This is a genomic window from Phenylobacterium sp. VNQ135 (assembly GCF_049445735.1).
GTDB lineage: Bacteria > Pseudomonadota > Alphaproteobacteria > Caulobacterales > Caulobacteraceae > Phenylobacterium.
On record NZ_JBMSDS010000001.1, the window covers coordinates 783,006 to 805,827 of the forward strand.

Annotated in this window: 19 protein-coding genes; 2 read left to right on the forward strand and 17 right to left on the reverse strand. The window is 71.7% G+C overall.

What is annotated here, in order from left to right; translation table 11 throughout:
* Nucleotides 1-3: 3 nt before the first annotated feature.
* From ACO2Q0_RS04055 to ACO2Q0_RS04095, 9 genes are all read right to left on the reverse strand, one after another.
* Nucleotides 4-312: a hypothetical protein gene (locus ACO2Q0_RS04055; protein WP_423350191.1), complete on the reverse strand. Its 309-nt coding sequence runs from the start codon at nt 310-312 to the stop codon at nt 4-6.
* The gene (locus tag ACO2Q0_RS04060) at nt 309-2,255 is read right to left on the reverse strand and encodes a chemotaxis protein CheA (RefSeq protein WP_423350192.1); all 1,947 of its coding nucleotides are present in this window, start codon (nt 2,253-2,255) and stop codon (nt 309-311) included. Before ACO2Q0_RS04060 ends, ACO2Q0_RS04055 begins: the two co-directional genes overlap by 4 nt.
* Complete coding sequence (locus ACO2Q0_RS04065) at nt 2,252-3,091, reverse strand: CheR family methyltransferase (RefSeq protein ID WP_423350193.1); 840 nt, start codon at nt 3,089-3,091, stop codon at nt 2,252-2,254. The genes ACO2Q0_RS04060 and ACO2Q0_RS04065 overlap by 4 nt, the downstream gene beginning before the upstream one ends.
* A complete protein-coding gene (gene cheB, locus ACO2Q0_RS04070; RefSeq protein ID WP_423350194.1) occupies nt 3,088-4,194 on the reverse strand; it encodes a chemotaxis-specific protein-glutamate methyltransferase CheB in 1,107 nt (368 codons plus the stop codon). The genes ACO2Q0_RS04065 and cheB overlap by 4 nt, the downstream gene beginning before the upstream one ends.
* Nucleotides 4,191-5,615, reverse strand: coding sequence for a chemotaxis protein CheW (locus ACO2Q0_RS04075; RefSeq protein ID WP_423350195.1), 1,425 nt, complete (start codon nt 5,613-5,615; stop codon nt 4,191-4,193). The genes cheB and ACO2Q0_RS04075 overlap by 4 nt, the downstream gene beginning before the upstream one ends.
* 5 nt (nt 5,616-5,620) lie before the next feature.
* Nucleotides 5,621-7,537, reverse strand: coding sequence for a methyl-accepting chemotaxis protein (locus ACO2Q0_RS04080; RefSeq protein ID WP_423350196.1), 1,917 nt, complete (start codon nt 7,535-7,537; stop codon nt 5,621-5,623).
* A 180-nt stretch (nt 7,538-7,717) separates the two neighbouring features.
* On the reverse strand, nt 7,718-8,188 hold the full coding sequence (locus ACO2Q0_RS04085; RefSeq protein ID WP_423350197.1) for a response regulator: 471 nt from the start codon (nt 8,186-8,188) through the stop codon (nt 7,718-7,720).
* Between the two features lie 143 nt (nt 8,189-8,331).
* Nucleotides 8,332-12,654: an ATP-binding protein gene (locus tag ACO2Q0_RS04090; RefSeq protein ID WP_423350198.1), complete on the reverse strand. Its 4,323-nt coding sequence runs from the start codon at nt 12,652-12,654 to the stop codon at nt 8,332-8,334.
* A 65-nt stretch (nt 12,655-12,719) separates the two neighbouring features.
* Nucleotides 12,720-13,385: a response regulator transcription factor gene (locus ACO2Q0_RS04095; protein WP_423350523.1), complete on the reverse strand. Its 666-nt coding sequence runs from the start codon at nt 13,383-13,385 to the stop codon at nt 12,720-12,722.
* Nucleotides 13,386-13,571: 186 nt separating this feature from the next.
* Between ACO2Q0_RS04095 and ACO2Q0_RS04100 the strand changes: the two genes are divergently transcribed.
* Nucleotides 13,572-14,498 carry a helix-turn-helix transcriptional regulator gene (locus ACO2Q0_RS04100; RefSeq protein ID WP_423350199.1) on the forward strand — a complete coding sequence of 309 codons (927 nt, stop codon included), beginning with the start codon at nt 13,572-13,574 and terminating at the stop codon, nt 14,496-14,498.
* Here ACO2Q0_RS04100 and ACO2Q0_RS04105 read toward each other — a convergent pair.
* The 8 genes from ACO2Q0_RS04105 to ACO2Q0_RS04140 form a co-directional block, all read right to left on the reverse strand.
* Nucleotides 14,474-15,613, reverse strand: coding sequence for an SMP-30/gluconolactonase/LRE family protein (locus ACO2Q0_RS04105; protein ID WP_423350200.1), 1,140 nt, complete (start codon nt 15,611-15,613; stop codon nt 14,474-14,476). The two genes, ACO2Q0_RS04100 and ACO2Q0_RS04105, sit on opposite strands and share 25 nt — an antisense overlap.
* A 13-nt stretch (nt 15,614-15,626) precedes the next feature.
* Nucleotides 15,627-15,992 carry a hypothetical protein gene (locus ACO2Q0_RS04110; protein ID WP_423350201.1) on the reverse strand — a complete coding sequence of 122 codons (366 nt, stop codon included), beginning with the start codon at nt 15,990-15,992 and terminating at the stop codon, nt 15,627-15,629.
* A gap of 31 nt (nt 15,993-16,023) precedes the next feature.
* Nucleotides 16,024-17,199 (reverse strand): mechanosensitive ion channel family protein, encoded by a 1,176-nt coding sequence (locus ACO2Q0_RS04115; protein WP_423350202.1) that lies wholly within the window; start codon nt 17,197-17,199, stop codon nt 16,024-16,026.
* 97 nt (nt 17,200-17,296) lie between these two features.
* Nucleotides 17,297-18,151, reverse strand: a complete 855-nt coding sequence (locus ACO2Q0_RS04120; protein ID WP_423350203.1) for a hypothetical protein — start codon at nt 18,149-18,151, stop codon at nt 17,297-17,299.
* A gap of 7 nt (nt 18,152-18,158) precedes the next feature.
* Nucleotides 18,159-18,872 carry a glutathione S-transferase family protein gene (locus tag ACO2Q0_RS04125; protein ID WP_423350204.1) on the reverse strand — a complete coding sequence of 238 codons (714 nt, stop codon included), beginning with the start codon at nt 18,870-18,872 and terminating at the stop codon, nt 18,159-18,161.
* Entirely contained in the window at nt 18,869-19,318 is a 450-nt protein-coding gene (locus ACO2Q0_RS04130; protein WP_423350205.1) for a MarR family winged helix-turn-helix transcriptional regulator, read from the reverse strand. The genes ACO2Q0_RS04125 and ACO2Q0_RS04130 overlap by 4 nt, the downstream gene beginning before the upstream one ends.
* Nucleotides 19,318-20,310 (reverse strand): ABC transporter substrate-binding protein, encoded by a 993-nt coding sequence (locus ACO2Q0_RS04135; protein WP_423350206.1) that lies wholly within the window; start codon nt 20,308-20,310, stop codon nt 19,318-19,320. Before ACO2Q0_RS04135 ends, ACO2Q0_RS04130 begins: the two co-directional genes overlap by 1 nt.
* Nucleotides 20,310-21,446 carry a Gfo/Idh/MocA family protein gene (locus ACO2Q0_RS04140; RefSeq protein WP_423350207.1) on the reverse strand — a complete coding sequence of 379 codons (1,137 nt, stop codon included), beginning with the start codon at nt 21,444-21,446 and terminating at the stop codon, nt 20,310-20,312. Before ACO2Q0_RS04140 ends, ACO2Q0_RS04135 begins: the two co-directional genes overlap by 1 nt.
* Before the next feature lie 92 nt (nt 21,447-21,538).
* Here ACO2Q0_RS04140 and ACO2Q0_RS04145 point away from each other — a divergent pair, with 92 nt between their 5' ends.
* Nucleotides 21,539-22,813, forward strand: coding sequence for a Rieske 2Fe-2S domain-containing protein (locus ACO2Q0_RS04145; protein WP_423350208.1), 1,275 nt, complete (start codon nt 21,539-21,541; stop codon nt 22,811-22,813).
* Nucleotides 22,814-22,822: the final 9 nt, after the last annotated feature.

Here is a 22,822-nt window from a genome sequence, read left to right on the forward strand (position 1 = left end):
TCGCTACTCCTTCGTCCCCTCGCGCCCCTCGGCGGAAGGCTTATCATTTGTATCGTCCACGCCGACGCTTGTCGCCTCGACGCTGGTCAAGGCCGGCAGCAGGCGATCGCGCAGGAACGCATCGTCCGGCGCGCCTCGGATCGCCGGCCGCCAGGCCAGCAACACCTGCGCGACCGCGGCGTGCAGAGCCGTGCAACGCGAGACGTCGACAGCCTGGACACCGCCCGACATGAGGCCGGCCAGGATCTCGGCTTGCTCAACGCGGCAGGCGCCTTCCAGGATCGCGACATCGCCGTCCCGCCGCACCGTCATCCGATCAGCTCCGGCACGTCCAGCACCATCAGAACGCGGCCGTCGCCCATCAGGCTGCTGCCGAGCAGCCCCGGCACCCGGGCCAGCACGCCGGTCAACGGTCGCAGCGGCGCCTCGATGCGCTCGCCGAAGCCGTCCACGCTCACCGCCGCGAGCTCCTCGCCGGACTCAACGATCATCACCTGCAGTTCGTCGGCATCCCTTCCACTCGTGGCGACCTCTGCGCGCTCCATCTTGAGCAGGTCCGCCAGAGCGATCAGCGGCGCCGGCCGCCCGCGCCACACCAGCGCGCGCCCGGCGCGCACCGGCGTCAGTTGCGCCTGTCCGACGCGCGTCGCGGCCAAGACGCTCTCCAACGGAACGCCGAACGTCTCGCCTCCGGCCTCCACCATCATCAATCGCGCCAGCCGCACGCGCACCGGAAGCCGAACGAGGAAGCGCGCTCCGCGTCCACGGGCGCTGTGGACTTCGACCCGGCCGCCCAAGGCCGCGACCCTGGCGCGGACCGCATCCAGCCCCACGCCGCGTCCCGAGAGGTCGGTCACGGCCGCCGCAGTCGAGAAGCCAGGCCGGAAGATGAGGTCCGCCGCCGCGGCGTCGGACATCGCGCCCAACTCCTCTGAGGAGGCGAGCCCCCTGGCGGCCGCGGTCTCGCGCAGCCGAGCCATGTCGAGGCCCCGCCCGTCGTCGGCCAACTCGATGACCACCTCGTCGCCCGAGACCATCGCCGCCAGGCGAATGACGGCCGGGACAGGCTTTCCCGCCGCGCGGCGCTCGCTCGGCGCCTCGACGCCATGATCGAGAGCGTTGCGCAGGAGGTGCAGCAGCGGCTCGTAAAGGCCGTCGGCGATGCTCTTGTCGACCTCGACGCCATCGCCGCCCAGCACCAGTTCCACCGACTTGCCAAGCCCGGCCGCGGTCTGCCGCACGATGGGCGGGAAGCGGCGGAAGAGCGGGGCCAGGGGCACGAGCCGCATCCGGCCGATGCTCTCGTGCAGGCGCGCCACGCGGCGGTCGAGGTCCGCCTGGGCCGCGGCCAGGCTGCGCGCCAGCGCGGGCGGCGCCCAATGCGCCGCCTCGCCCATCAGGTGGTTGAGCGCGTTCTTGGCGACGACTAGGTCGTCGGCCGCCGCCGCGAGGGCGTCGACGCGCGCCGCATCGACCCTCAACGCGCGCGCGGCCCCCTCGGTATTGGGCCGCGGCTCGGCGGGGGCCGCGGGGACCGTCGTTTCGACCAACTCGACCTGGTCGGCGACGAAGCGGAAGGCGGCCTGCACCGCCGGCAACGGCGCGCCGCTGAGGCCGGCCAGGACCAGGTTGCACGTGAAAGGATCGTAGGTCTCCGCCCCCCCGAACGGCGTGCGGGCTGCGAGCTCGAGGCGCATCAGGTCGGGAACCGCGCGCACGACCGCCACGGGATCGTCTCCCGCGAAGTAGGAGTCCGCCGCAGGCGTGTACCGGAAGGCTACGAGCGGCCCGGCGAGCCCCTGGCCGCGTTCGCGCAGCGCGTGAACCCAGTCGGCATCGGGCGCCGCGGCCGCCGCGGCCTGTGGGGCTCCCCCGCCCAGGACTTCGCTCCCCAGGTCTCGGACCAGGCCCTTCGCGGTAGCGTCCTGCGGCAGTTCACCCCGCGCGGCGATGCTCTCCACCCACGCCGCCGTCTGGTCCACGGCCGCCAGCAATGCCCGCGCGAGGGCCGCGTCGATCGCGCGCTCGCCGCGGCGAAGCTCGCTCAGCCGATCCTCAGCGGCGTGGAAGACCTCGCCCATGGCCGCGAAGCCGATCAGGCCAGCCGAGCCCTTGAGCGTGTGCGTCGCCCGGAACAGGCTCTCCAGCGCGGCGGTGTCCAACGGCGAGCGCTCCAGGTCCGCAAGGTCCTGCGCCGCCTGGTCGAGGAGCTCGCGGGCCTCCTCCACGAAGGCCGACAGCAGGTCGTCGATCATGCGCCGTCCTCCGGACGCTGGTACACGACCCCGTCCTTGAAGCGCCGCACCGTGAAGCGGTCCGAGATCCGCGTCATCGACTCGCTGTGGCCGAGGCAGAGGAAACCGCCGGGCTGAAGGGCGGTGTAGAGATTGTCCGCAGCCCGGGCGCGCGCAGCCTCGTCGAAGTAGATAAGGACGTTGCGGCAGAAGATGACTTCGAACCGGCCGTGGGGCGAGAGCGTCGAGCCCTCCATCAGGTTCGCGGGCGTGAAGCTCACCGACTCCTTCAGGTCGCCGATGATCTCGCGCAGGCCCTGCCCCCGCGGTTCGAAGTAGGCCTCGGAGACGCTCTGCGGCAGGCGGCTGAGGGCGCGTTCGCCGTAGAGGCCCGCGCGAGCCGCGTCGAGCGCGGCGGTGTCGATGTCGGAGCCGGCGATCTCGACGTTGTAGGCGTCGACCATCGGCCAGTTCTCCAGCAGCCAGATGGCGATCGAATACGCCTCCTCCCCGGTGGAGCAGGGCAGCGACCAGATGCGGATCTTGTCGCCCGGGCCCTTGCGCCGGACGATCTCGGGCAGCAGGTCCGTCGACAGGCAGCGGAGCTGGTGCTCCTCCCGGTAGAAGTAGGTCTCGTTGACGGTGAAGGCGTTGATGAAGGCCGCAAGCTCGGCCGCGTTGCTGCGCACGAGGCTGAAGTAGCTGGGGAACTGGGTCTCGCCGACGGCGCGCATCCGGTCGGCCAGCCGGCGTTCGACGTAGTAGCGCTTGCTCTCGCCGTACACCATGCCGGTGCGGTCGTAGAGATAGCGACAGAACCGCTCCAGATCGTTGGGGGAGAGCGGGGCCTGGCTCATCGGGGCGCCACCGCTGCGCGCAGAGTGTGGGCGAGCGCGTCGAGGGGTGCGACAACGCTGGCGCCCCCCGCCCGGACAAGCTCGCCGGGCATGCCCCAGACGACCGCCGTCTCCTCCGCCTCGGCGCAGGTCCAGCCGCCGTCGGCCCGGAGTTGCGCCAGGCTGGCGGCGCCGTCCGAGCCCATGCCGGTCATCAGCACGGCCGCGATCCGTTCCGCCGCGAGCACGGCGCGCGCGCTCTCGACCAGGCGGTCCACGCTCGGGTGCCATCGATAGGCGGCGTCGGCCGGCGCTGCGAGCGCGAGGAGCTCCCGGCCGCGCCGGGTTACAATGACGTCGGCGTCTCCCCGGCCGATATAGACGCACCCGGCCCGAAGCGGCGTCGGCCCCACGACCTCGACCACATCCAGCGCACAGAGGCCGTCCAGCCGCCGCGCCAGAGCGCCGGTGAAGGCGCGCGGCATGTGCTGGGCCACCACGATCGGCCAGGGGAAGTCGGCGGGGAGCGGTTCCAGCAGGGCGTCGAGCGCGGGCGGGCCGCCGGTCGAGCAGCCGACGAGGACCAGGCCTTCAGCCTCGGAGGGCTCCGCCAGGGCGGAGGGCACGTACGCCGGCTTCGTCGGTCTGGATTTCCCCCGACCCGCCGAGGCGCTGCGCGCCGGCATCGAAAGGCGGCGGATCCGCTCGGTCAGCCTGTGAGTTCGCCGAAGGCGTGCGCCAGCGGCGTTCCGGACGGTCTCCACGAGGCCAGGCGCGAAGGCGTCGCTCTCCAGCGAGAGCGCCCGAGCCGGCTTGGCCATGACGTCCACCGCGCCAAGGGCCAGCGCCTCCACCGTCTCGGAGGCGCCTTCGGCGGTGAGGGACGACAGGATGACGACCGGCGTCGGTCGCTCCACCATGATCTGGTCGAGGCACGAGAGGCCGTCCAGGCGCGGCATCTGGATGTCGAGGGTGATGACGTCGGGCGCGAAGGTCTTGAGCGCCTCGAGCGCCTCCACGCCGTCACGCGCGAGCGCCACCTCGAAGTCGCCGGCTTCGCGGAACAGGTCCCCCAGCACGCGGCGCACCAGGGCGGAATCGTCGACGACCAGCAGGCGGATCACGAGGCTGCCGGCGCCTCGCGCAGTAGATCGGCCAGAAGGTCCGCCTCGGCCTTTTCCAGCAGCGCCTGGGGATCGACCAGCAACAGCACCCGGCCGTCCGCCTCCAGGCGGGCGATGCGGTCGAACACGCCGCCAACGCCGGTCAGGTCAGGCGCCTTGCCGAGCCGGTCTTGCGCGACCTCGAGGATTTCCGTGACCGCGTCCACGGCGAAGCCGACGACGAGTTCGCCGACCCGGCAGACCACCACCCGCGGCCGGCTGACCGCCCCTTCCGTCCCGAGTCCAAACCGCTGACGCTGGGAGATCACCGGGATCACAGCCCCGCGCAAGCTCATGACGCCCGACACGTAGGCCGGCGCGCGCGGCAGCCGGGTCAGCGTGTCCGGCAGACGAACCACCTCCTCGACGGCCGCGATCGGCAGGCCGTAGGTCTCATCACCCAGGGCGAACACCAGGAGACGTTCGACAGCCGCCGGCGCGCTCCGGTTCGTCGTCTCCATGGCCTTGGCCCTCCGACCATCTTCCAGGATCTGCGCGACGCTTTCGTCGCGGAACAGTCGTTCGGGCGCGAGGACCGAGACCAGGCCGCCGCCAGGCAGGCGAAGCATGGCGTCTATGTGCGCCTCTCCCGCTCCGCGATTTAGAACCCGCGGCACTGGACCGATCGCATCGGGCGGCGCCCTGAGGATCGCGGTGAGCCGGTCGACCACCAGGCCGATCCGCGCCTCGCCCAGCACGGCCACGATCACCCTGGAGGCCGGCCCGAGGGGCTGCGTCTCAAGGCCAAGCAGGTTGCCCGTCGAGACGAGCGGCAACAGCGCTCCGCGCAGGGCCATGACGCCCACCATCGCTCCGTCGGTGCGCGGCAGCGCGGCCACGTCGGCCGGCAGCGCCATGACCTCACGCGCCTGCTCCAGCGGCAAGGCGTAAGGTTGTCCCGCCAGCTCGAAGCCCAGGAGGGCCACGTCGGTCGCGCTTGCCGGACCTTCCTGCGTGGGCGCCGGCGCGGCGGCTGGACGGGCCTCGCGCGTCCGGGTCAGGCCGGCGAACTCCGCCTGCAGCAGCGCCTCGAGCGGCAGCACCCGCGCTTCGCCGTCGCCGGCAAGCATCAGCGCGCCCGGCTCGGCCGAACCCGCGGCCAGGCCGGTCACCTCGTCGACGGCCAAGCTGATCGGCGGCGTGCCGTTCAGCACCACCAGGCGCGAGGCGGAGCCCGCCTGGCCTTGGGTCTCCAGCACCACGTCCAGGGCGATCACCGGCAACACCTGGCCGCGAAGGCTGGTCACGCCGGCGAGGGCCCGCGGCGCATGCGGCACACGCGTCACCTTCGGGCGGCGCACGACTTCCACGACCTCTCCGGCCGCGACCGCGAGGCGCCGGCCGCCGACCCGGAAGGTCAGGAGCGCCCGATCGGGCGACATGCGGCTCAGGCCTCCGCCGTCTGGAGGGCGTCGGCGAGTTCGGCGATTTCTTCGATGGCTGCAGCCAGGTCCTCGGCGCCCTGCGCCTGCTGCCGCGCGGCGGCGGCGCACTCGGCGGCGGCCCCCCCGGCTTCCTCGGCGGCGGCGGCGATCTGCTGGCTTCCGGCGGCGACCTCCGCGACCGAGCGCAGGATCCCGTCAGCGCCCTTCAGCGTCTCCTCGGCCGCCTGGCGCACGACCTCGATCTCGGAGGTGACAACGCCCAAGCGCTCGACGATGGCCGCGTTCTTGGCCACCTCCGCTTCGACAGCCGCCGCGGACTGGTCGAGATCGCGGCGCACGGCGGCGATCTGTGTGTGCAGCACCCGGACGACGTCCTTCACCCGGTCGGCGTTCTCCGCCGACTCCCGGGCCAAGGACCGGATATCTCCGGAAACGTTGGCGAAACCGGCACCCGCCTCGCCCGCGCGCGCCGCCTCGACCGCGCCGGAGACGGCGAGCATCGTCGTCTGCACTGCTATGAGCGCGATGGCGTCGACCAGCTTGTCGATGCGACGGCCGGCTTCTTCGAGGGCTGCGGCACGCGCCGAGCCCGCGCGGGTGTCGCTCAGCGCGGAGCCGACGCCCTTCATCATGGTCTCGATGGCGTTGCGGCTGTCCGCCAGCCGGCGCTGGACGTCGCCCACGGTCTCGAGCGCGCTCTCCGCCACCTCCCGGGTCCGCGCGGCGGAGCGTTCGATCTGCGCCATGGCGGCGCTGGCCTGCTGGGTCGCCGACGCCTGGCTCTGGGCCCCGCGGCTGATCTGGTCGATAGCCACCAGGATCTCGGCCGCCGCGGACGAGAGCTCCTGCACCGCCGCGGAGAGTTCCTCCGCGGCCGCCCCGACCTCCTGGACGCGCACCGCGGCGGCGTCCCCCGCCTGCAGCGCCTCGGCCATCTCGGCCAGCGCATGCGCGGTACGGTCGCTCTCCTCCAGCGCGCCGGCCTGTTGCTGGACAGCCCGCTGGGCTTCAGCGGCGGCCGCGGACTGCTGTTCGGCGGCGCTCGAGATCGTCTCCGCCCCCCGCTGCGCTTCGCGCGCCGCGGCGTCCGCCTCGACGGCAGCCAGCAGGATATCCTGCGCGCCGTCGACGAGCGTGGTCATCTCCTCACGGATTTCGACGAGAATCTTGGAGACCGCCGCGCCGGCGGCAGCCTCGCTACTGGCGCCCGCAGCAGCGTCGCGTATCTGCTGGGCCAGGGCCCGAACCTCGTCCAGGATCTCCCCAGCCAGCGCTTCGACTTCGCGGGATCGGCGCTCGGCCGTTTCGGCGAGAGCGCGCACCTCGTCGGCCACTACGGCAAAGCCGCGACCTTGGTCGCCGGCCCTCGCCGCTTCAAGCGCGGCGTTGAGCGCCAGGAGATTGGTCTGGTCCGACATCTCGGCCACGGCGACGGTGATCTCGCCGATAGCGGCAGCCTGACCCTCGAGGCTGGCCACGATCTCGACAGAGGCGAGTTGCCGCTGGGCGTTGGCTTGCACGGCGCCGACCGAGGCCTCGGTCTGGGTAGCGGTCTCGACGATCAGGGTCTGCAAGGTTTCGGTCCGGCGGCGCGCCGTCTCGGCGCGCTCCCGGGCCTGCGCGAAAGCGACCGCCAGCGCGTTCACCGCCTCCAGCGACTGATGGCTCGCGCCCGCGGCTTCCTCGGCGGCGCTGGAGATCTGCTCCAGCGAGCGGCGGAGTTCTTCGGCGGCCGATGCTGCCTCGGCGACGCCGCTCGCCAGTTCCTGCGTCGCCGCGCCTATCCGTTCGGCGGCGTTCTGCGGCCGCGCGGGTCGTGGCTTCCGCCGCACCGGCGCCGGGATCGGCGGCTCGGCCGCCGCATCCGCAGCGCCCTTCGTAGTCCGCTTGGCCAAGGTCGCGCGCTTGACGAGCGCCATGTCGATCCCCCCCCCCCCGCGCCCGCGGCGCCGATAATGAACGCGCGAGAACGCGCGGCCCCAAGTCCGCGCACCAAGCCCCTCCGTCACCGGAAACACAAGCTTGGCCATAAGGTTCCAGATGAAGCTGCTGTTTACCCGATCGCCGCCGCGCGCGGGAGACGGCGTCCGTCCGGCCGCTCAAGAGCGCCGCCGCTCCGGCCCCTTGTACTCGAGGTCCATTCGCCGCCGGCGGTCCGGGCCCACATAGCTGTCGCACGTCACGAAACCCCGGGCCTGGTAGATCAGACGATGGAGCCGGTCGTAGAGCCTTCGGGCGGTGAATGGCTTGGCCAGGAACTCGTTCACCCCGCTGTCCCGCGCTTCCGCAACCGCCTTTGCCGACGCATGGCCGGTCAACACCAACACCGGCAGGAAGGCCAGCGGACTGCGACGGAGCTGTCGGACCAATGCGAACCCGTCTCCGTCCGGCAGCTTCCGGTCCACCACCATCAGGTCGAAGGACTCCTGGTCCAGCCAATCCAAGGCCGCCTTGATGGTCTCCGCGGTGCGGACGTTGGTGCAGCCCCAGCTGGCGAGCACCGCGCGGACGATGGTCCCCATCTCGCGGTTGTCCTCGACCAGGAGGACGCGGATACGGCGGAGGTCCATACCCCGTCAGGCCGCGGCGAACGAGCGGGCGAGCAGACCCGAGGCCCTGTCAGGACGAGGAAGCACTCTCACCATGAGAAGGATGTAGGACCACCCTGGATCAAGGGCCACGGCCCGCGGGTTGTGCGCCGCAACTCACACGCCTAGTGCGTCTCGAAGGCGGACCAGTCCGTCGCCGCCGCGCCTTCGCGGATGCGCGACAGCATCTCCGCGGCTTCCGCCGTCTCGGGCGTTGGACAATCCAGCGACTGCAGCAGGGTCTCCAGGCCAAAATGGCGCGCCAGACCACGGAGGCGATGCAGGCGCGCTTCGAGCCGCTCGGCGTCCTCGGCCGCGACCGCATCGCCCAGAGCTTGCAATTCGATCTCGACGGCCGGGCGGACCTCGCGCAGCAGGGCGTCGCCCTCGGGTCCGAGCTGTCGGCGCAGCTCGGCCGCGCGCACGCCGTCGCGGCCGACGAACCCTGCGGCTCGGAAGACCGCGGCGGGAATCACGGGCGCCAAGCTGCGGAGATCGGCGATCCCAAGCGGCTTCTGCAGAAGCTGGTCGACGCCGGCCTCGCGGGCCTGCGCCTCGAGCGCCGTATCGAGGCTCGCGGTCATCAGCACGCAGCGCGGCCGCCCGCCGCCCGCCCCGGCGAGCGCGCGCGCCACGTCCAGGCCGGTGGCCCCCGGCATTCGCTGGTCCAGCAGCACCAGGTCGAAGGCGTCCTCGGCCAAGGCGGCCTGCGCCGCTTGTCCGTCGGCGACGGCCCGCACGTAGCAGCCCTCGCGACGCAGCAGCTCCGCCAGAACATGGCGACTGAGGTCGGTGTCCTCGGCCAGCAGCACGCGCACGCCCATGAGTTCGCGCCCAGCGCGGATGTTCGCCGCCGGCGCCGCCGCGGGAGCCGCGATCTCAAGCTCGAACGCCTTGCCGCCGTTTGGAGACGCGGCGACCCGCAGGTCTCCGCCCATGGCCCGGGCCAGGTGGCGACCCAGGAACAGGCCAAGACCCAGTCCGCCGTTATCCGCCTCGCGGCCGCCGCGATCGAAGGGTTCGAAGATGCGCAACACCTCGGCGTCGCTCAACGGCGCGCCCTCGTCGCTCACCTGGAACAGCAGCCGGTCCGTCGCGCCCGCGAGGCGTCGCACGCTCACCGTCACCCGGCCTGCGCCGTGTCGCAGCGCGTTGGCGACGAGATTGCCCAGCACCTGCCGCACGCGCCCCTCGTCGCCAGCCACCCACAGCGGTTCGGACAGCCCCTCGACTACCAGATCGCGTCCGGTCGCCCGCGCCGTAGGTTGGTGCAGCGCCGCGACGGAGGCAGCGGCGGCCGCCGCATCGAACGGCGCCCGGGCGACCGACAGCACGCCCCCTTCGAGCGCCCCCAGGTCGGTCAGGTCGCCCACCACCTCGGCCAGATGGATCAGCGCGCGCCGCAGCGTCTCCACATCCACGGTCTCGCCCGGCCCGGCGGCCAGGTCCAGGAGCCCCAGGGCGCCCTGCAGCGGCGTGCGCAGCTCGTGGCCGACGGCGGCCAGCAGCCGGGACTTCGCGCGGTTGGCGCGTTCGGCCGCGTCCCGCGCGACGTCCAGCTCGCGCGCGTGCTCGGCGTGCTGGCGCTCGAGCGCCGCCACCTGGCTCTCCAGGGCCTCCGAAGCGCGAACCGGCGCGAGGCCGAAACGCGTCTCCACCAGCCCGTGCGCTCCCTGCGCGCGCCACGCCGCGATCGCCGTGGCGCGCCAGGTAAGCGACGCCGCGAGGTCGTCCAGCGCCTCAGCGCCTTCGGCGGCGGCGGCGGCGACGAGGCCTTCCTCGAGCCGGCAACGCGAGGCGCAAGCCGCCGACACCGCTTGCGCATAAGCCTTGAGCGCGGCGCGACGCCGACCTCGGACCCGGAGCGACTCGGCCTCGAGCAGGCGCCACCGGTGCAGGAAATCGTTGGGGTTCAGCCGGGCCAGCCGACGCAAGTTCCAGAGCGCCAGCCCCGGAGGCCGTCTTCCGGTGCGGTAGAGCGCCAGGCCCGTGGCGAAGGTCCAGATCTGCGTCTGGGCCTGGAAAGGGGCGGCTCTGAACTTCGGCCAAGGCCGGTCGGCCATGGCGGCCACCCGCCCATACTCGCCATAGGCGACGCCCAGCAGAGCCTCCAAGGCCGCGATGCCGCGAGCGGTGTTGGCGAGGCCCGCCGTTTCCAGCTCGCGTGCCGAGCCGGAGCCGTCGAGATGTTCGCCGTGCAGGCGCCAGCCGTTGGGCCCGCCGTCCTGCAGTTGCTGGATCATCTGCCGGAGCGCGCGCACGTGCGGAATGGTTGGCGTATCACTCAGTCGCTCGGCCGCGCGCACGGCTTCGTCCCCAAGGCGCGCCGCCTCCTGCAAGCTGTCGTCGCTGAAGAGGCTGTCCAGAACGCGGTCGCGGTTGCCATAGACAGCGACCGCGAGATCGCCCTCGGCATAGGCCAGGCTCGCCATCTCCTCGCCGCGGGAGCGGGTCTCGGGCCGCGGCTTCACGAACACATGGCCGAAGTTCATGGAGTACTGCTTGGCGATGGCCCTGAGCGGCTGGCCGGGCGCCTGCAGGCGATCGGCCGCCGAGGCCCATTCCGCGGCGCGACGGTACTGGCCGAAGGCGCTGGCGATCAGCGCCATGGTTCCGGCGCCGGCCGCCGTGCCGAAGATCACCGGGACTGAGAGGAAGCGCATGACCAGCACCACCACCAGCAACGGCTCCCGCTCGAACAGGAGCGAGCCGATGCCGTTCATCGCTCGGATCATCGGCGCCTCGACGGCGAGGGCCTCCGGCGGCAGCGGCCTCGTCGCCTTGCGCGGATCGAGGGTGAACACCCGAGACACGGCGCGGACAAGGTTGGGCACCGTCACCCGGCGGGGTAGGACGATGCCGACCCTGGCCAGCACTTCCGAGGCGACCTCCAGCGCCGCCTCAAGGTCGCCGGACACGCGCCGCGCGAAAACGCGCATCTCGTCGGCGGCCGCCTGTTCGGCCGGCGTCGCCGCCAGGCCGCGGGCCGCGTCCGCCTGCCGGCAAGCCTCGGCGTGATCGCCGCGGCTGATCGCGGCCGAGGCCGCCTCGGTCAGGAGTTCGTAGGTCTCGCCGGTGGTGCGCGCTGCCTCCAGGCCGGCGTGCACGCAGGCTTCGGCGGCCGCGCGATCGCCGACCTGTCGCGCCGCCAAGGCGCCGACGGCGAATGCGTCCCGCCACCAGGCTAGGTCGTCGACCGACGCCAGTCCGCCTTCGATGCGGCGCATCAGCATCGTCATGCCGCGCTCGCCCTGACCCGGGGCCGCGCCGGATCGGCGCAGCGCCTCGGCCAGCGCCCCCGCGCAGTCGGAGCGATGGTCCGGCGCCAGGCCGTCCAGAACCGCCGCGCGCAGCCGGTCGTGGACGTAGCGCACCTTGGGTCCGTCGCGATGGACAATGCCGAGCCCAGCCAGAGCGTCGGCGGCGGCGGCGGCTTCGCTCGGCTCCAGGCCCGCTGCGCACGCGAGGTCCGCCACGTCGGCGTCGTCGCCGTAGACGGCCAGCGTCCGGGCCAGCGCGAAAGCCCGCGGCTCGAGTTCGGCGGCCTGCCGCACCAGCGACGGCGCGGCAGAGCCGGCCAGCGCATGGCGCGCCCTGACAGCATCGAGCCGCCATCGGCCGCCAGAGAGGGCGAGCGCGGTCGGGGCCAGGATGCGGACGGAGCTCACCAGATCGAACGGCATGCCGGCGGCCGGTCCCAGGAAGCCCACGACGCCCTCCGCCGCGCCGGCGCGGGCGCCCAGCAGTTCGCGCGCCAGGACCAGCTGCGCCGTCGGCGACAGGGGACCGAGCTCGACCACAGCCGCGGCCGCCGGGGGCGCGCTGAATTGCTCCTCATCCCGCTCCGTCGCCAGCAGGCGCGTCAGCGTCAGGGCGGGCTCCGCGAGTATGCGGGCGTAGAGCCGCTGCGCCTGCGGTCCAGCGCGTCCCCAGTCGTCGATCAGCAGCAGCACCGGGGCGCCGAAGCCCTCCAGCCACCGCAGGGCACGGATAACCGCCTGAATCAGCCGTTCGTCGGCCCGTTCCGCGGTGAGTGGGCCAAGGGTGCGCGCCGGCGCCAGGGTCCGCAGGACGCCCGCGCCGAGGGCGGCGAGGACAGGCGCATTGTCGCCCAGAGCCCGCCGAAGGTCCTCGACCCCCGCCATCGGATCGAAGAGCTGGTCGAGCCCGGCGTTCAGAGCCTCCTCCAAAGCGCACATCAGCGGGTCGAGGTCGCGAGCCGCCTGGCCCTGCGCGTGCTTGCCCGTACCCGTCAGGCTGCCGGCCTCCCGCGCCTCCGCAAGGACCCGCTGCATCAGCGCCGTCTTGCCGGCGCCCCCCGGGCCGCGCACGATCAGGCAGCGTGCGCCGCCTTCCCCCAACGCCAGGCGCAGGGCGGCCAGCTCGACCTCTCGGCCGTGGAGCTGCGCCGGCGGCTGCAGCGGATCTGTCGCGGGACGCGGGGCCATGGTCGTCGACCGTGATCGCCCGCCCGGCCGCAGAGCGGCATCTCCCGTTTGGGGGAGCCTGACCATCAATCCGGTCGCACCGGCACGCCCAGCCGATAACCGAAGCCGGGAGCCGTGACGATAAGCGCCGTCTCTCCGGGGGCCGGCAACTTGCGTCGCAGACGGCTGACAAGGGCGTCCACGGAGCGCAAATCGCCCTCGCCTCGCGCCACCGCTTCGCTCAGGGCTTCGCGCGAGACGATCTTGCCGCCGGCCTCGGCCAGCTTGTGCAGCAGGTCGAACTCTCCGCGTGTGAGCGCCACCTCTGCGCCCTCAGCCTCCACGCGCCGCCGCGCCACATCCAAGAGCACGGGCCCGAGGCGCAGCCGGGCGCCGCCCACCGCGGTGCGCCGACGCGCCACGCTGCCCACGCGCGCGGCCAACTCGTCGAGGTGCACGGGCTTGGTCAGATAGTCGTCGGCGCCGTCGTTCAGAGCCGTGATGCGCGTCGTCACCTCGCCTCGCTCGCTGACCACGATGACCCCGCACTCGCCGTTCTCGCGAAGCTCCCGGGCGTAGCTCAGGCCGTCCTCGTCCGGCAGGCCCAGGTCCAGCAGGACGATATCGGCTCGCTCCTGGCGCAGCGCGGCGCGGCACGCCTCCACGCAACTCGCCGGCCGCACCTGATGGCCTCGCTGAGCCAGGAAGCTCACCAGCGTGGCTCGCGTCAGAGGCTCGTCCTCGACAACCACGATACGCAACGCGCCTGACACCTGCCCTCGCCCCCCACGAGCGGCGGTCCGAGCGGACGCTACCTCGCCCGCCGGACCCCCGAACGATCTCGTTCGCCGAACGCGTTCCTGTCAACACGCTGTTCATGGGCCGCCGGCCGCCGGCGCGGAATCCTCGCGTCGCTGCAGGTCGTTCGGGGAAACCGCATGTCGATCCACTTCCCACGGCCGGCGATGGCCGGAAGCACAGCGTGGACGCAGCTTGCGGCCGCCTTCGAGAGCGCGCCGCACGAGCCGAACGGCTGGGCGGAGGCCCTGGAGGTGCTCATGGAGGCCACGGGCCTGCGCGCGGCGCGCGTCCTGGCCCTACAGGCCGGCGACCGGTGGGCCATCGCAGAGCGGGGTTCGGCGGGCGACCTGCCGCACAAGCTCCTGCTCAGTCTCGTCCGCGACCCGCTGCCCGAAGTGCAGATCACGGTGGCCGGCGCGCCCGCCGCCGTCGAGCGCGCCGGCGCGGCGCTCGCCGCCCTGGCCTCCGTCATCGGCCAGGCCGCACGCACCCAGTTCACGGTTGAGGCCGAGGCGATCCGCCTCGCCATCGCCATGCTGCGCCGCGCCGGACTGCAGCCGTTGGTCTGCGGTCCCGACGGCGCCCTGCTGCACGAGGGAGGGCCGCAGGTGCTGCGGGATGGGCCGCTGCGGGTCGCCAACGGGCGGGTCTGCGCGGCGCCGGCCGACGAGGCGGCCCTCAGGGCGGCCCTGCGCGACGCCGTCGTGCTCGGACGCGACCACGTCCTGCTGCTAGGCCGCGACAGCGAGGCGCCCGCGGTGGTCGACGTGCTGCCGGCCCTGACCGGGGCCGCGCGCGCCTTGCGGCCGCACGCCCTGGTGCTGCTGCGCGGCAGGACGACAGACGCCCGTGAGCGAGCCCCGATCCTGAAGCAGCTCTACGGCCTCACGACCGCCGAGGCTTCGGTCGCCCTTGCCGTCACCCAAGGCACGCCGCTGGGCGAGATTGCCGTTCGCAGGGGCGTCGCGGCGTCCACCGTCCGGGCGCAGGTCAAGACCATCCTGGCCAAAGTAGGCGTCGGCCGGCAGGTCGAACTGGTTCACCGCCTCGCCGCCGTCTGCTGAGGCCGCGCCGCGGCGGGGCAATGCTCCACGGCGGGCGTGAAGATGTTGCCCACGATGACGCCGCCCCGGCCGTCGGGCGCGCCGACCGAGACCGACGAGAGGCCCACGGGCGGCTCGCGCCTGAGCTCCGCCATGCCCGACTGATAGACGATCGTGGGGGTCTTCTGCGGCAACGCGATGCGCGCCACGCGTCCTGGCGACGGGATCCGATCCGACCCGGCATGGCGCAGGAGAGCCAGACCGTTGTTGTGCGCGCCGATCCACAGCGCGCCTTCCGCATCGAATGTCAGGTTGTCGGGACCGGGACCCACGTCCAGTTCGCCGACGCGTCGCAGGTCGCCGGCCTCGAGATCCTCTAGGATCTGCACATAGCCCAGCGCGCTCTCGGCCACGTAGAGTCGGCGGTCGGGCGAGAGCGCAATGCCGTTGGCCAGCGCGAAGCCCCGCGCCACCACCTTCGCCTTGCCGTCGCGGACGCGGACGACAGAGCCGCCGCGCCAGCCGGTGATGTCCTCGATCCGCTCCCAGGGGCTTGGTCGGAACCACCCAATGCGCGGGACGTCGTGGTCGTTGGTGGCGAAGAAGCTGGCGGGCCCGGTGGCGGCGATATCGTTCGGCCGGTGCAGCTCGTCCCAGGCGCCGCCCTCGCCCGTCTGCTCGAGTCGGCCGCCCTCCCCGAGCCGGTAGATCTCGACCCGCGACGGAGCGGCCAGGGGATGGTTGATCACGAAGAGGCGGGCCTCGCCGTCGGGCCCGATCCACAGATCGATGCCGTGCGGCTGGAAGTCGGCCGGCGCGACCGGCGTCACGTCCGTCCGCCGCAGTTCTCCGCGAGCGTCGAAGTCGAGGCGATAGATCGCGCCGCGTGCGGGGAGCTTCCGGGCTGCCCGCGTGCGCCAGTCCGAAGCCGAGACGAAGACGCCGCCGCGCGGATCCACGGCGATATCTTCGGGTCCGCCCGCAGGCGTCGCGATCCGCCGGCAGGGTCCGCCGATGGCCTGCGAACTGTCGAAGAGCCCGCCCGAGCGCCAGACGGCGCAGCCGGACGAGAGCATCGCCGCCGCCGTCACCGCCGCGATCGTCGCGACCCTCCGCAGCCAGGATCTCGCCCCCACGCTCATGCTCCCCTCAGTGGCCGCCTTCCACCCACGGCACGCCGGCGGCGCGGAAAGCCTCCGCCAGAGCCTCCTCCAGGTCCAGCGCCTCCCAACGGCGCATGGGATTCAGGTGCGAAACCAGCGCCGGCAGCAGGCGCACGCCGAAGCGCCTGACCGCCCCGCTCGCCTTGTAGCCCTGCTTGTGCTGGTCGAAGCGCCAGTCGGGATCGCGCGCGGTCTGCCCCACATAGAGGCCGAACGGATCGAGGCCACGGTCCGGGTTGCGCAGCAGAACCACATAGACGGATTGCGCGGCGCCGCGGGCCCCGCGCGTCGTCGCCTTCAGGCTGTGCGCCGCGCGTTCTGCCCGCGCGATCCACTCCGGTCCCCCGATCATGGCCGCATCGTACCCGTCGCGGCCGGGTACGTCAGCGCTCGGGCTGAGGACCGAAGCCGCCTTCCGGATAGGGCATGATCATGCGGCCGTCCGGCGCTGCGGTGAAGGTCGTCTGGGTCGGATAGGCGAACTCCACGCCTTCTGCGCGGAACCGGCGCAGGATCGCGAGCCCGATCCGGTGGCGAACCGCGTAGACCTCATCCCAATCGGGGCGGAAGACGTCGTACTCGACCTCGAAGTCCAGCGCGCTTGCGCCGAAGTTCACGAAGCCCGCCCGCACGAACACCCCGCCCTCGGCCTCGACGATCTCCCGCAGGATGTCGGGTATCCGCTCCGCCAGGGCCGGCGCCGTCTGGTAGATCACGCCGATGGCGAACTTCAGCCGTCGATGATCCAGCGTCTGGAAACTGGTGATCTCCTTCTGGAGCAGGTTCGCATTGGACACGATCTTCCGCTCGCCGGTGACAGCCCGCAGGCGCGTGCTCTTCAGGCCGATCCGCTCCACGGTGGCGGTGCTGGTGTCGTAGGCGATGGTCTCGCCCACGCGGAACGGCTTGTCGAAGATGATCGAAAGCGCTGCGAACAGGTCCGAGAAGATGCCTTGCGCCGCGAGGCCGATGGCGATGCCGCCGATGCCGAGGCCGGCCACCAGGGCGGTGACGTTCACCCCGACATTGTCCAGCACCACGATGGCCGCGACGGCGAAAATGGCGACGGTCACCAGCAGGCGGATGATGCCGGTGGCGTTGGCGAGGGTCTCGCTCTGGCCTTCCTCCGCCGTGCGCCGCTCGATCAGGCCCAGCACCACTTCGCGGATCCACACCGCGGCCTGGAAGACGGCGACGATGGTGAACAGGAAGGTGATGGTCTGAGCCACCGGCGCCGGGGGATTGGCGTAGCCGCCGACCAGCCGCGCCGAGACGAGGATGAGGAAGAGCTGGCTGGTCTTGCTGGCCGCCCGGCCGAGCAGCGCCCGGAAGCCGAGCGGCGCCGTGGCCCGATCGCGAAGCCGGCTCATCAGGCTGCGAGCCACACCTAGCGCCAGATAGATCACCAGGCCGGCGGCCAGCGCGATCAGGATCTGCGTCCCATGCGCCTGCACCCACACGACCAGATCGCGCCAGATCTGCTCGGGCGAGACGTTCAGCTTGGGCGCGACGACGACGGCCTTCTGGGCGGCGGTTGTGGCGGCCTCGCGGGTCGGCATGGGTCCTCCGGACGTGTCCAGGCAGGGCCACTAGACCAGTTCAGCCCCTGGACCAAAGCCCTGATCGCCGGCGCAAGCGAGGCTGGCGCCGCTCCGATCAGCGCGCGCCGGGCTCGCGGAGCCGCAGCATCGCCGCCAGCGCGCCGACGCCCAACCAATCGCCCAGCACCGGACTGAGGCCCACCCCGACCAGGGGCGTCGGGAAAGCGCCGAGGAACGGCATCACGGCGCCGAGCAGGAAGTATACGCTGAGCGCGACCGCGGCGGCCCGGACGTCAGGTTCACGCGGTCGGCCGAAGGTTGCTGGCGTCAGGGCCGATGCAACAAGCGCCGCGAGCGCGACGGCCGCGACGGCCGGCGAGACGCCGTAGGCGAGCCAAAGTATCTCCTCGACCTCCGGCACTGGCGCCAAGGGGTCGGGCCTCAGCCAGCCGATCGCTGCCACCGCCGCGGCCAAGGTGGCGACGCCCCGCCGGACTGCCGCGCCGCGCCCTGTTCTCAAGGACAGGACGACGAGGGCCGCGCCAAAGGCGGTGGCCTGGGAAGCGTCGGGCTGCCAGACCAGCAAGGCTAGGCAGGCGAGCGCGGCCAGCCACGGCCAAAGCCGGCAGCCAGACACCGCGACAGCGACCACAGCCGCCGGCGCGATAAGCATGGCCACGTTGATGGTGAGCGGCCCCAGCGCGATCCAACGATGCACGCCGAGCTGACCCGCGCCGACCAGGGTGGCGCCGATGCCGATCGTGGTTGCGACAAGGACCGCGCCGAAGAACCGCGGACCTGCCCAGCGCCCGATCGCAACCGCCGCCGCCGCGCCGATCACCCACGCCACGAGGTTGCGGGCCCAGACGCCCGGCGCGATTCCATGCTGGGCGCAGACCCAGGCGCCGAGCGCCACGGCGATCAGCGACAGCCCCCCAAAGACCAGCAGCAGCTTGTGGGCGGGCCTCATGCCGCGCTCACGGCTCGCCACGGGCGTACTGCCGGGCGCCGAAGAGGATCGAGCGCTGCTCGTCCGAGAGCCCCGAAAGCCCGCCCTCGATGGTCTCCTTTCGGAGGTCCGAGCGGCCGACGTCCATGCCGCGCTGCACGGCCGGCCGGGCGCCGATCTCCCTCGCCCATCGGGCCAGATTCGGCAGTTCTTCGGGCCGCAACTCGATCTGCCGAAGCACGTAGGGATAGGTCGCGATGTCGGCCACGGTGTAGTCGGCGCCGGCCAGGAAGCGGCTCTCCGCCAGACGCTCATCCAGCACCTTCAGCAGACGCCTCACCTCGTTGGCGTAGCGCTCGATGGCGTAGGGGTGCTTGTCCTTGGCATAGAAGCTGAAGTGGGCGTTCTGCCCGAACATCGGCCCCACGCCCGCCATCTGGAACATCAGCCACTGATGGCAGATCGCGCGCGCCCGGGGCTCCACCGGCACGAAGGCGCCGTGCTTTTCGCCCAGGTACCAGAGGATCGCCCCCGACTCCGCCAGCACCAGCTCGCCGCCGGGCCCATCCGGATCGACGATGACCGGCTGCTTGTTGTTGGGGTTGAGCTTGAGGAAGTCGGGCTTGAACTGGTCGCCCGCCAGGATGTCCACCAGCCGGTATTCGTAATCCAGGCCCAGTTCCTCGAGCAGGATCGCGACCTTGCGGCCGTTGGGCGTGGGCCCGCCGTAGAAGGTGATCATGCGGCGTCCTCCCGAGCTTCGCGTGACAGGTTTTCCGCCATCCGCCGCAGCACGCGCAGGGTGGTGTGGAGCTCTTCGGCGCTGATGCCGTCTGCGGCGATCGCGTTGATGCGGCTGGCGATCGGCATCAGCTCGCCCTTCAGACCGTCGGCCTTGGGCGAAAGATGGACGTTGAGCTTGCGCCGATCCTCGGCGTTCCGGCGGCGATCGATCAACCCGGCCTTGGCCATGGCGTTCAGGGTCGTCACCGCCGTGGGCTCGGTCACGTTGTTGAGCTGCGACAGCCGCTTCTGGGTGGCGCCGTTCTCCTGCCACAGGGCGCGCAGGAACCCCCAGAACCCGGCGGTGATGCCGTGGGGCGCGAGCTGCTCGTTCAGCGCCCGCTCGAACGCGCGGTGGCAACGGCGGACCTGGAAGCCCAGGCTCTCTTCGGGTTTCAGCTCCATCAGATCTTGAACGCTTCGAAGGTCTCGGGCGCGAAGAGCTCCTCGACCGAGAGCCTTCGCTTCGAAAGCCCCTGCTCGTGATGGTAGCGAAGGAAGGTGTCGAGCACCGCCCGGTTTTCCGCGACGCCATAGGGCCACCAGTTCGGCCCAAGCACCGAGACCGCCTCTTCGACCGCCGCCACCTGCCAGGGCAGCATGGAGATCATCGCCGAGGTGACGCGCAGGTTCTCGTAGGCGATGGCCTGGGCCGCCTCGAAGGCCTTCAGGAGCGAGCGGGCGATCCAGCGGTTCTCTTCATAGACATCGCGGCGCAGGGCGATCACGTGCATCGGCGGAAAGAAGCCGGTGCGCCGGAAGTAGTCCTTCTCCACCTCCAGGAAGTTCGGGAACAGCCGCTTCACGTCTTGCGGCCGCGAGTAGAAGGTCGAGGGCGTGCGGGCCGTGTGCAGGGCGTCGATCTCGCCGTCGGCCAGCATCTGCGACAGCGTCCTGTCCGCCGGGATCGGCGTCACCCTGAACTGTGGCGGCAACGAGAGCTTCAGCTTCTCGTCCCGGCCGGGCTCCTCCTCGCCGCCGGTGAAATATTCCACGCTCGCCGGATCGACGCCGTACTCGTCCGACAGGATCCCGCGGATCCAGACCGGCGCCGTCATCTGGTACTCGGGCACCCCGATCCGCTTGCCCACCAGATCCTTCGGCTCGCAAATCCCGCTCTTCGCCGAGACGAAGATGCAGGAATGCCGGAAGAACCGGGACGGGAAGACCGGGATCGCCACGAACGCCGGGTCGTCCTTCTGCAGCGAGACGCAATAGGACGACAGCGACATCTCGGAGGCGTCGAACTCCCGCCCGCGCAGCATGCGGAAGAAGGTCTCCTCGACGTGCAGCGGCAGGAGGTTGAGCTCGATCCCCTCGGGTCTCACCCGGCCATCGGCCAGCGCCCGTGTCCGATCGTAGTCCCAGCAGGCCAGGGTCAGGGCCAAACGGCTCATCAGGTTCCTCCCAGGGCGATCTCGCGCCCCTCTTCGCTCGATCGGACGATGGCAAGGCAGACCGCCAGGTTCGCCTCGCCCCAGGCGGCGTCGTGGAGCGGCGGCCGCCCCTCGACGATCGCATCCCACAGTTCGTCCACGACGCCCTGCCGCGGCACGGCCGGCGGCGGCAGCGGGAGGGTTTCCCGCGCCTCGCCATAGACCTCGACACCGTGGGCCGTCGGCCTCAGGTCCGCGCCATCGCAACTCGCGAGCACGAAGCCGAAGTGCTCGTGGCCGATGCGCTCGAACTCCGCGGCGGGCGCGGCGCCATAGGAGCGCAGCCGCTTCAGGTCGGCCTCGTCGGCTTCGCCCAGCCTGCGCCGAGCGGCCCCGTAGTCCGAAGCCGTCCGCAACTGGCCAAGTTCGCCCGTCCAATCCATCAGGGCGTCGGTGTCGAAGCGGCCGTAGCCTGAGTAGGTGAGCTGGGCCGAGACGCCGTTTTCGAACTCCAGCAGCGCCTGCCATGCGCCGGCCCCGCCGCGCGCGGCGTCCCAGCCCTGCACCTGCGCCCGCACCCGAGCGACCCGAGCGCCCGCCAGGCGCATCGCCACGTCGACCTGGTGCGCGGCCTGGCTGAGCACCGCGCCAGCCTGCCGCTCCTCGGCCGTCCGCGGCCGATACATGAAGTCCGTGAAGGTCATCAGCGTCAGCATCCGCAGCCGTCCGTAGCCGCCGCCGGCGATGAGATCGGCCGTCTTCGCGATCGGCAGGTCGTAGCCGTGGCTGGGGCCCACCAGCAGGATGACGCCCGCCGCCTCCGCCGCCAGCCGCATCGCCCGGCAGTCCTCGAGACTCAACGCCATCGGTTTCTCGACCAGGACGTGTTTGCCGGCCCGCGCCGCCGCGATCGCCTGTTCGGCGTGCAGTCCGTGGGGCGAAGCCACGTAGACGGCGTCCACGTCAGGATCGGCCAGCAACGCCCCGGCGTCGGCATAGGCCCGCCCGCCGAACTCGGCCTCGAACGCCGCCTGCGCTTCCCGTCGGGGGTCCGCCGCCGCGGTCAGCCGCACGCGTGGATCGGCGAACATCGCGCGGCTCAGAACGAACCCGCGGGAAAGCCCAATGACCCCGAAACGGAGAATGCGGTCCGCCATGCGCCCCCTTACGCCCGCTGGACTCCGCGGACACCGGCTGATTAAATACTTCGAGTTCTAAGTTCTTTGCAACGACGGCGCCGAACCGCTCCATGAGACCAGCCGACAACGACCTCCTCTGCCGCGTCGAAGGCGACGCCCCCATGGGCAGGATCATGCGCCAGCATTGGCTGCCCGTCTGCATGAGTGAAGAGCTCGAGGCCGACGGAGCGCCGGTGAAAAGCCGTCTCGTGGGCGTGGATCTGGTCGCCTTCCGCGACACGGCCGGCAAGGTCGGGGTGCTGGACGAGCGCTGTCCCCACCGCGGCGCCTCGCTCGCGTTCGGCCGCAACGAGGACTGTGGCCTGCGCTGTCTCTACCACGGCTGGAAGTTCGCCACCGACGGCGAGATCGTCGACATGGCGTCCGAGCCCGCCGACAGCCGCATGCGGAACCTGCGCGCCCGCGCCTATCCCGCGCACGAGGCCGGCGGCTTCGTCTGGGCGTGGCTGGGCGACCCCGAGGCGGTCCGACCGTTCGAGACGCCGGCCTGGGCGCCGACGCCCACGACCAAGATCGCCATCGTCAAGATGCACGCGGCTTGCAACTGGGCCCAGGTGCTGGAGGGCTCGATCGATAGCGCCCACTCGTCCAGCCTGCACTCGACCAACATGCCCACGGCCGAGGTCGAAGGCTCCACGGCCACCGAGACCGCCTGGTTGCGCCCGTCCAACGACAAGGCCCCGCGGCTGGAGGCAGAGGTCACGGACTACGGCTTCCACTACGCGGCGCTCCGCCGGCCGATCCGCGATCCCGAGACCCACGTCTACGTGCGCAGCACGGTCTTCATCGCACCGTTCACCGTGCTGATCCCGCCGAACGACAAGTACAACCTGGCCCAGATGCTGGTCCCGATCGATGACGAGAACTGTATGTTCTACTGGATCGCCTGGCATCCGACCGGCGGCATCGGCCAGGACGCGTGGCGGAGATTCTGCGCCGCCGTTCCGGGCGTCGACCTGAACCCCGACTGGACCAAGAAGCGCAACCTCCAGAACAACTTTCTGCAGGATCGCGCCGCGATGGCGGCGGGCGACTTCACCGGCATCGAAGGCATCCCGGCCCAGGACATGGCCATGTGGGAGAGCATGGGCCCGATCGCCGACCGTTCCGAAGACCACCTCGGCTCGTCCGACGTCGCCATCATCCAGTTCCGCCGCCAGATGGTGGCGGCCGCCAAGGCCGTGCAAAAGGGCGAACCCGCCATCGGCACGACCTCGAAGTCCCGTCAGGTCGACCTGGCCTCGTTCGAGGGCGTGGTGCCGAAGACCGCCGACTGGCGGACGTTCACGACGCGGAACGCCCGCCAGGCCGAACCGGCCGAGTAGAGACCTCTT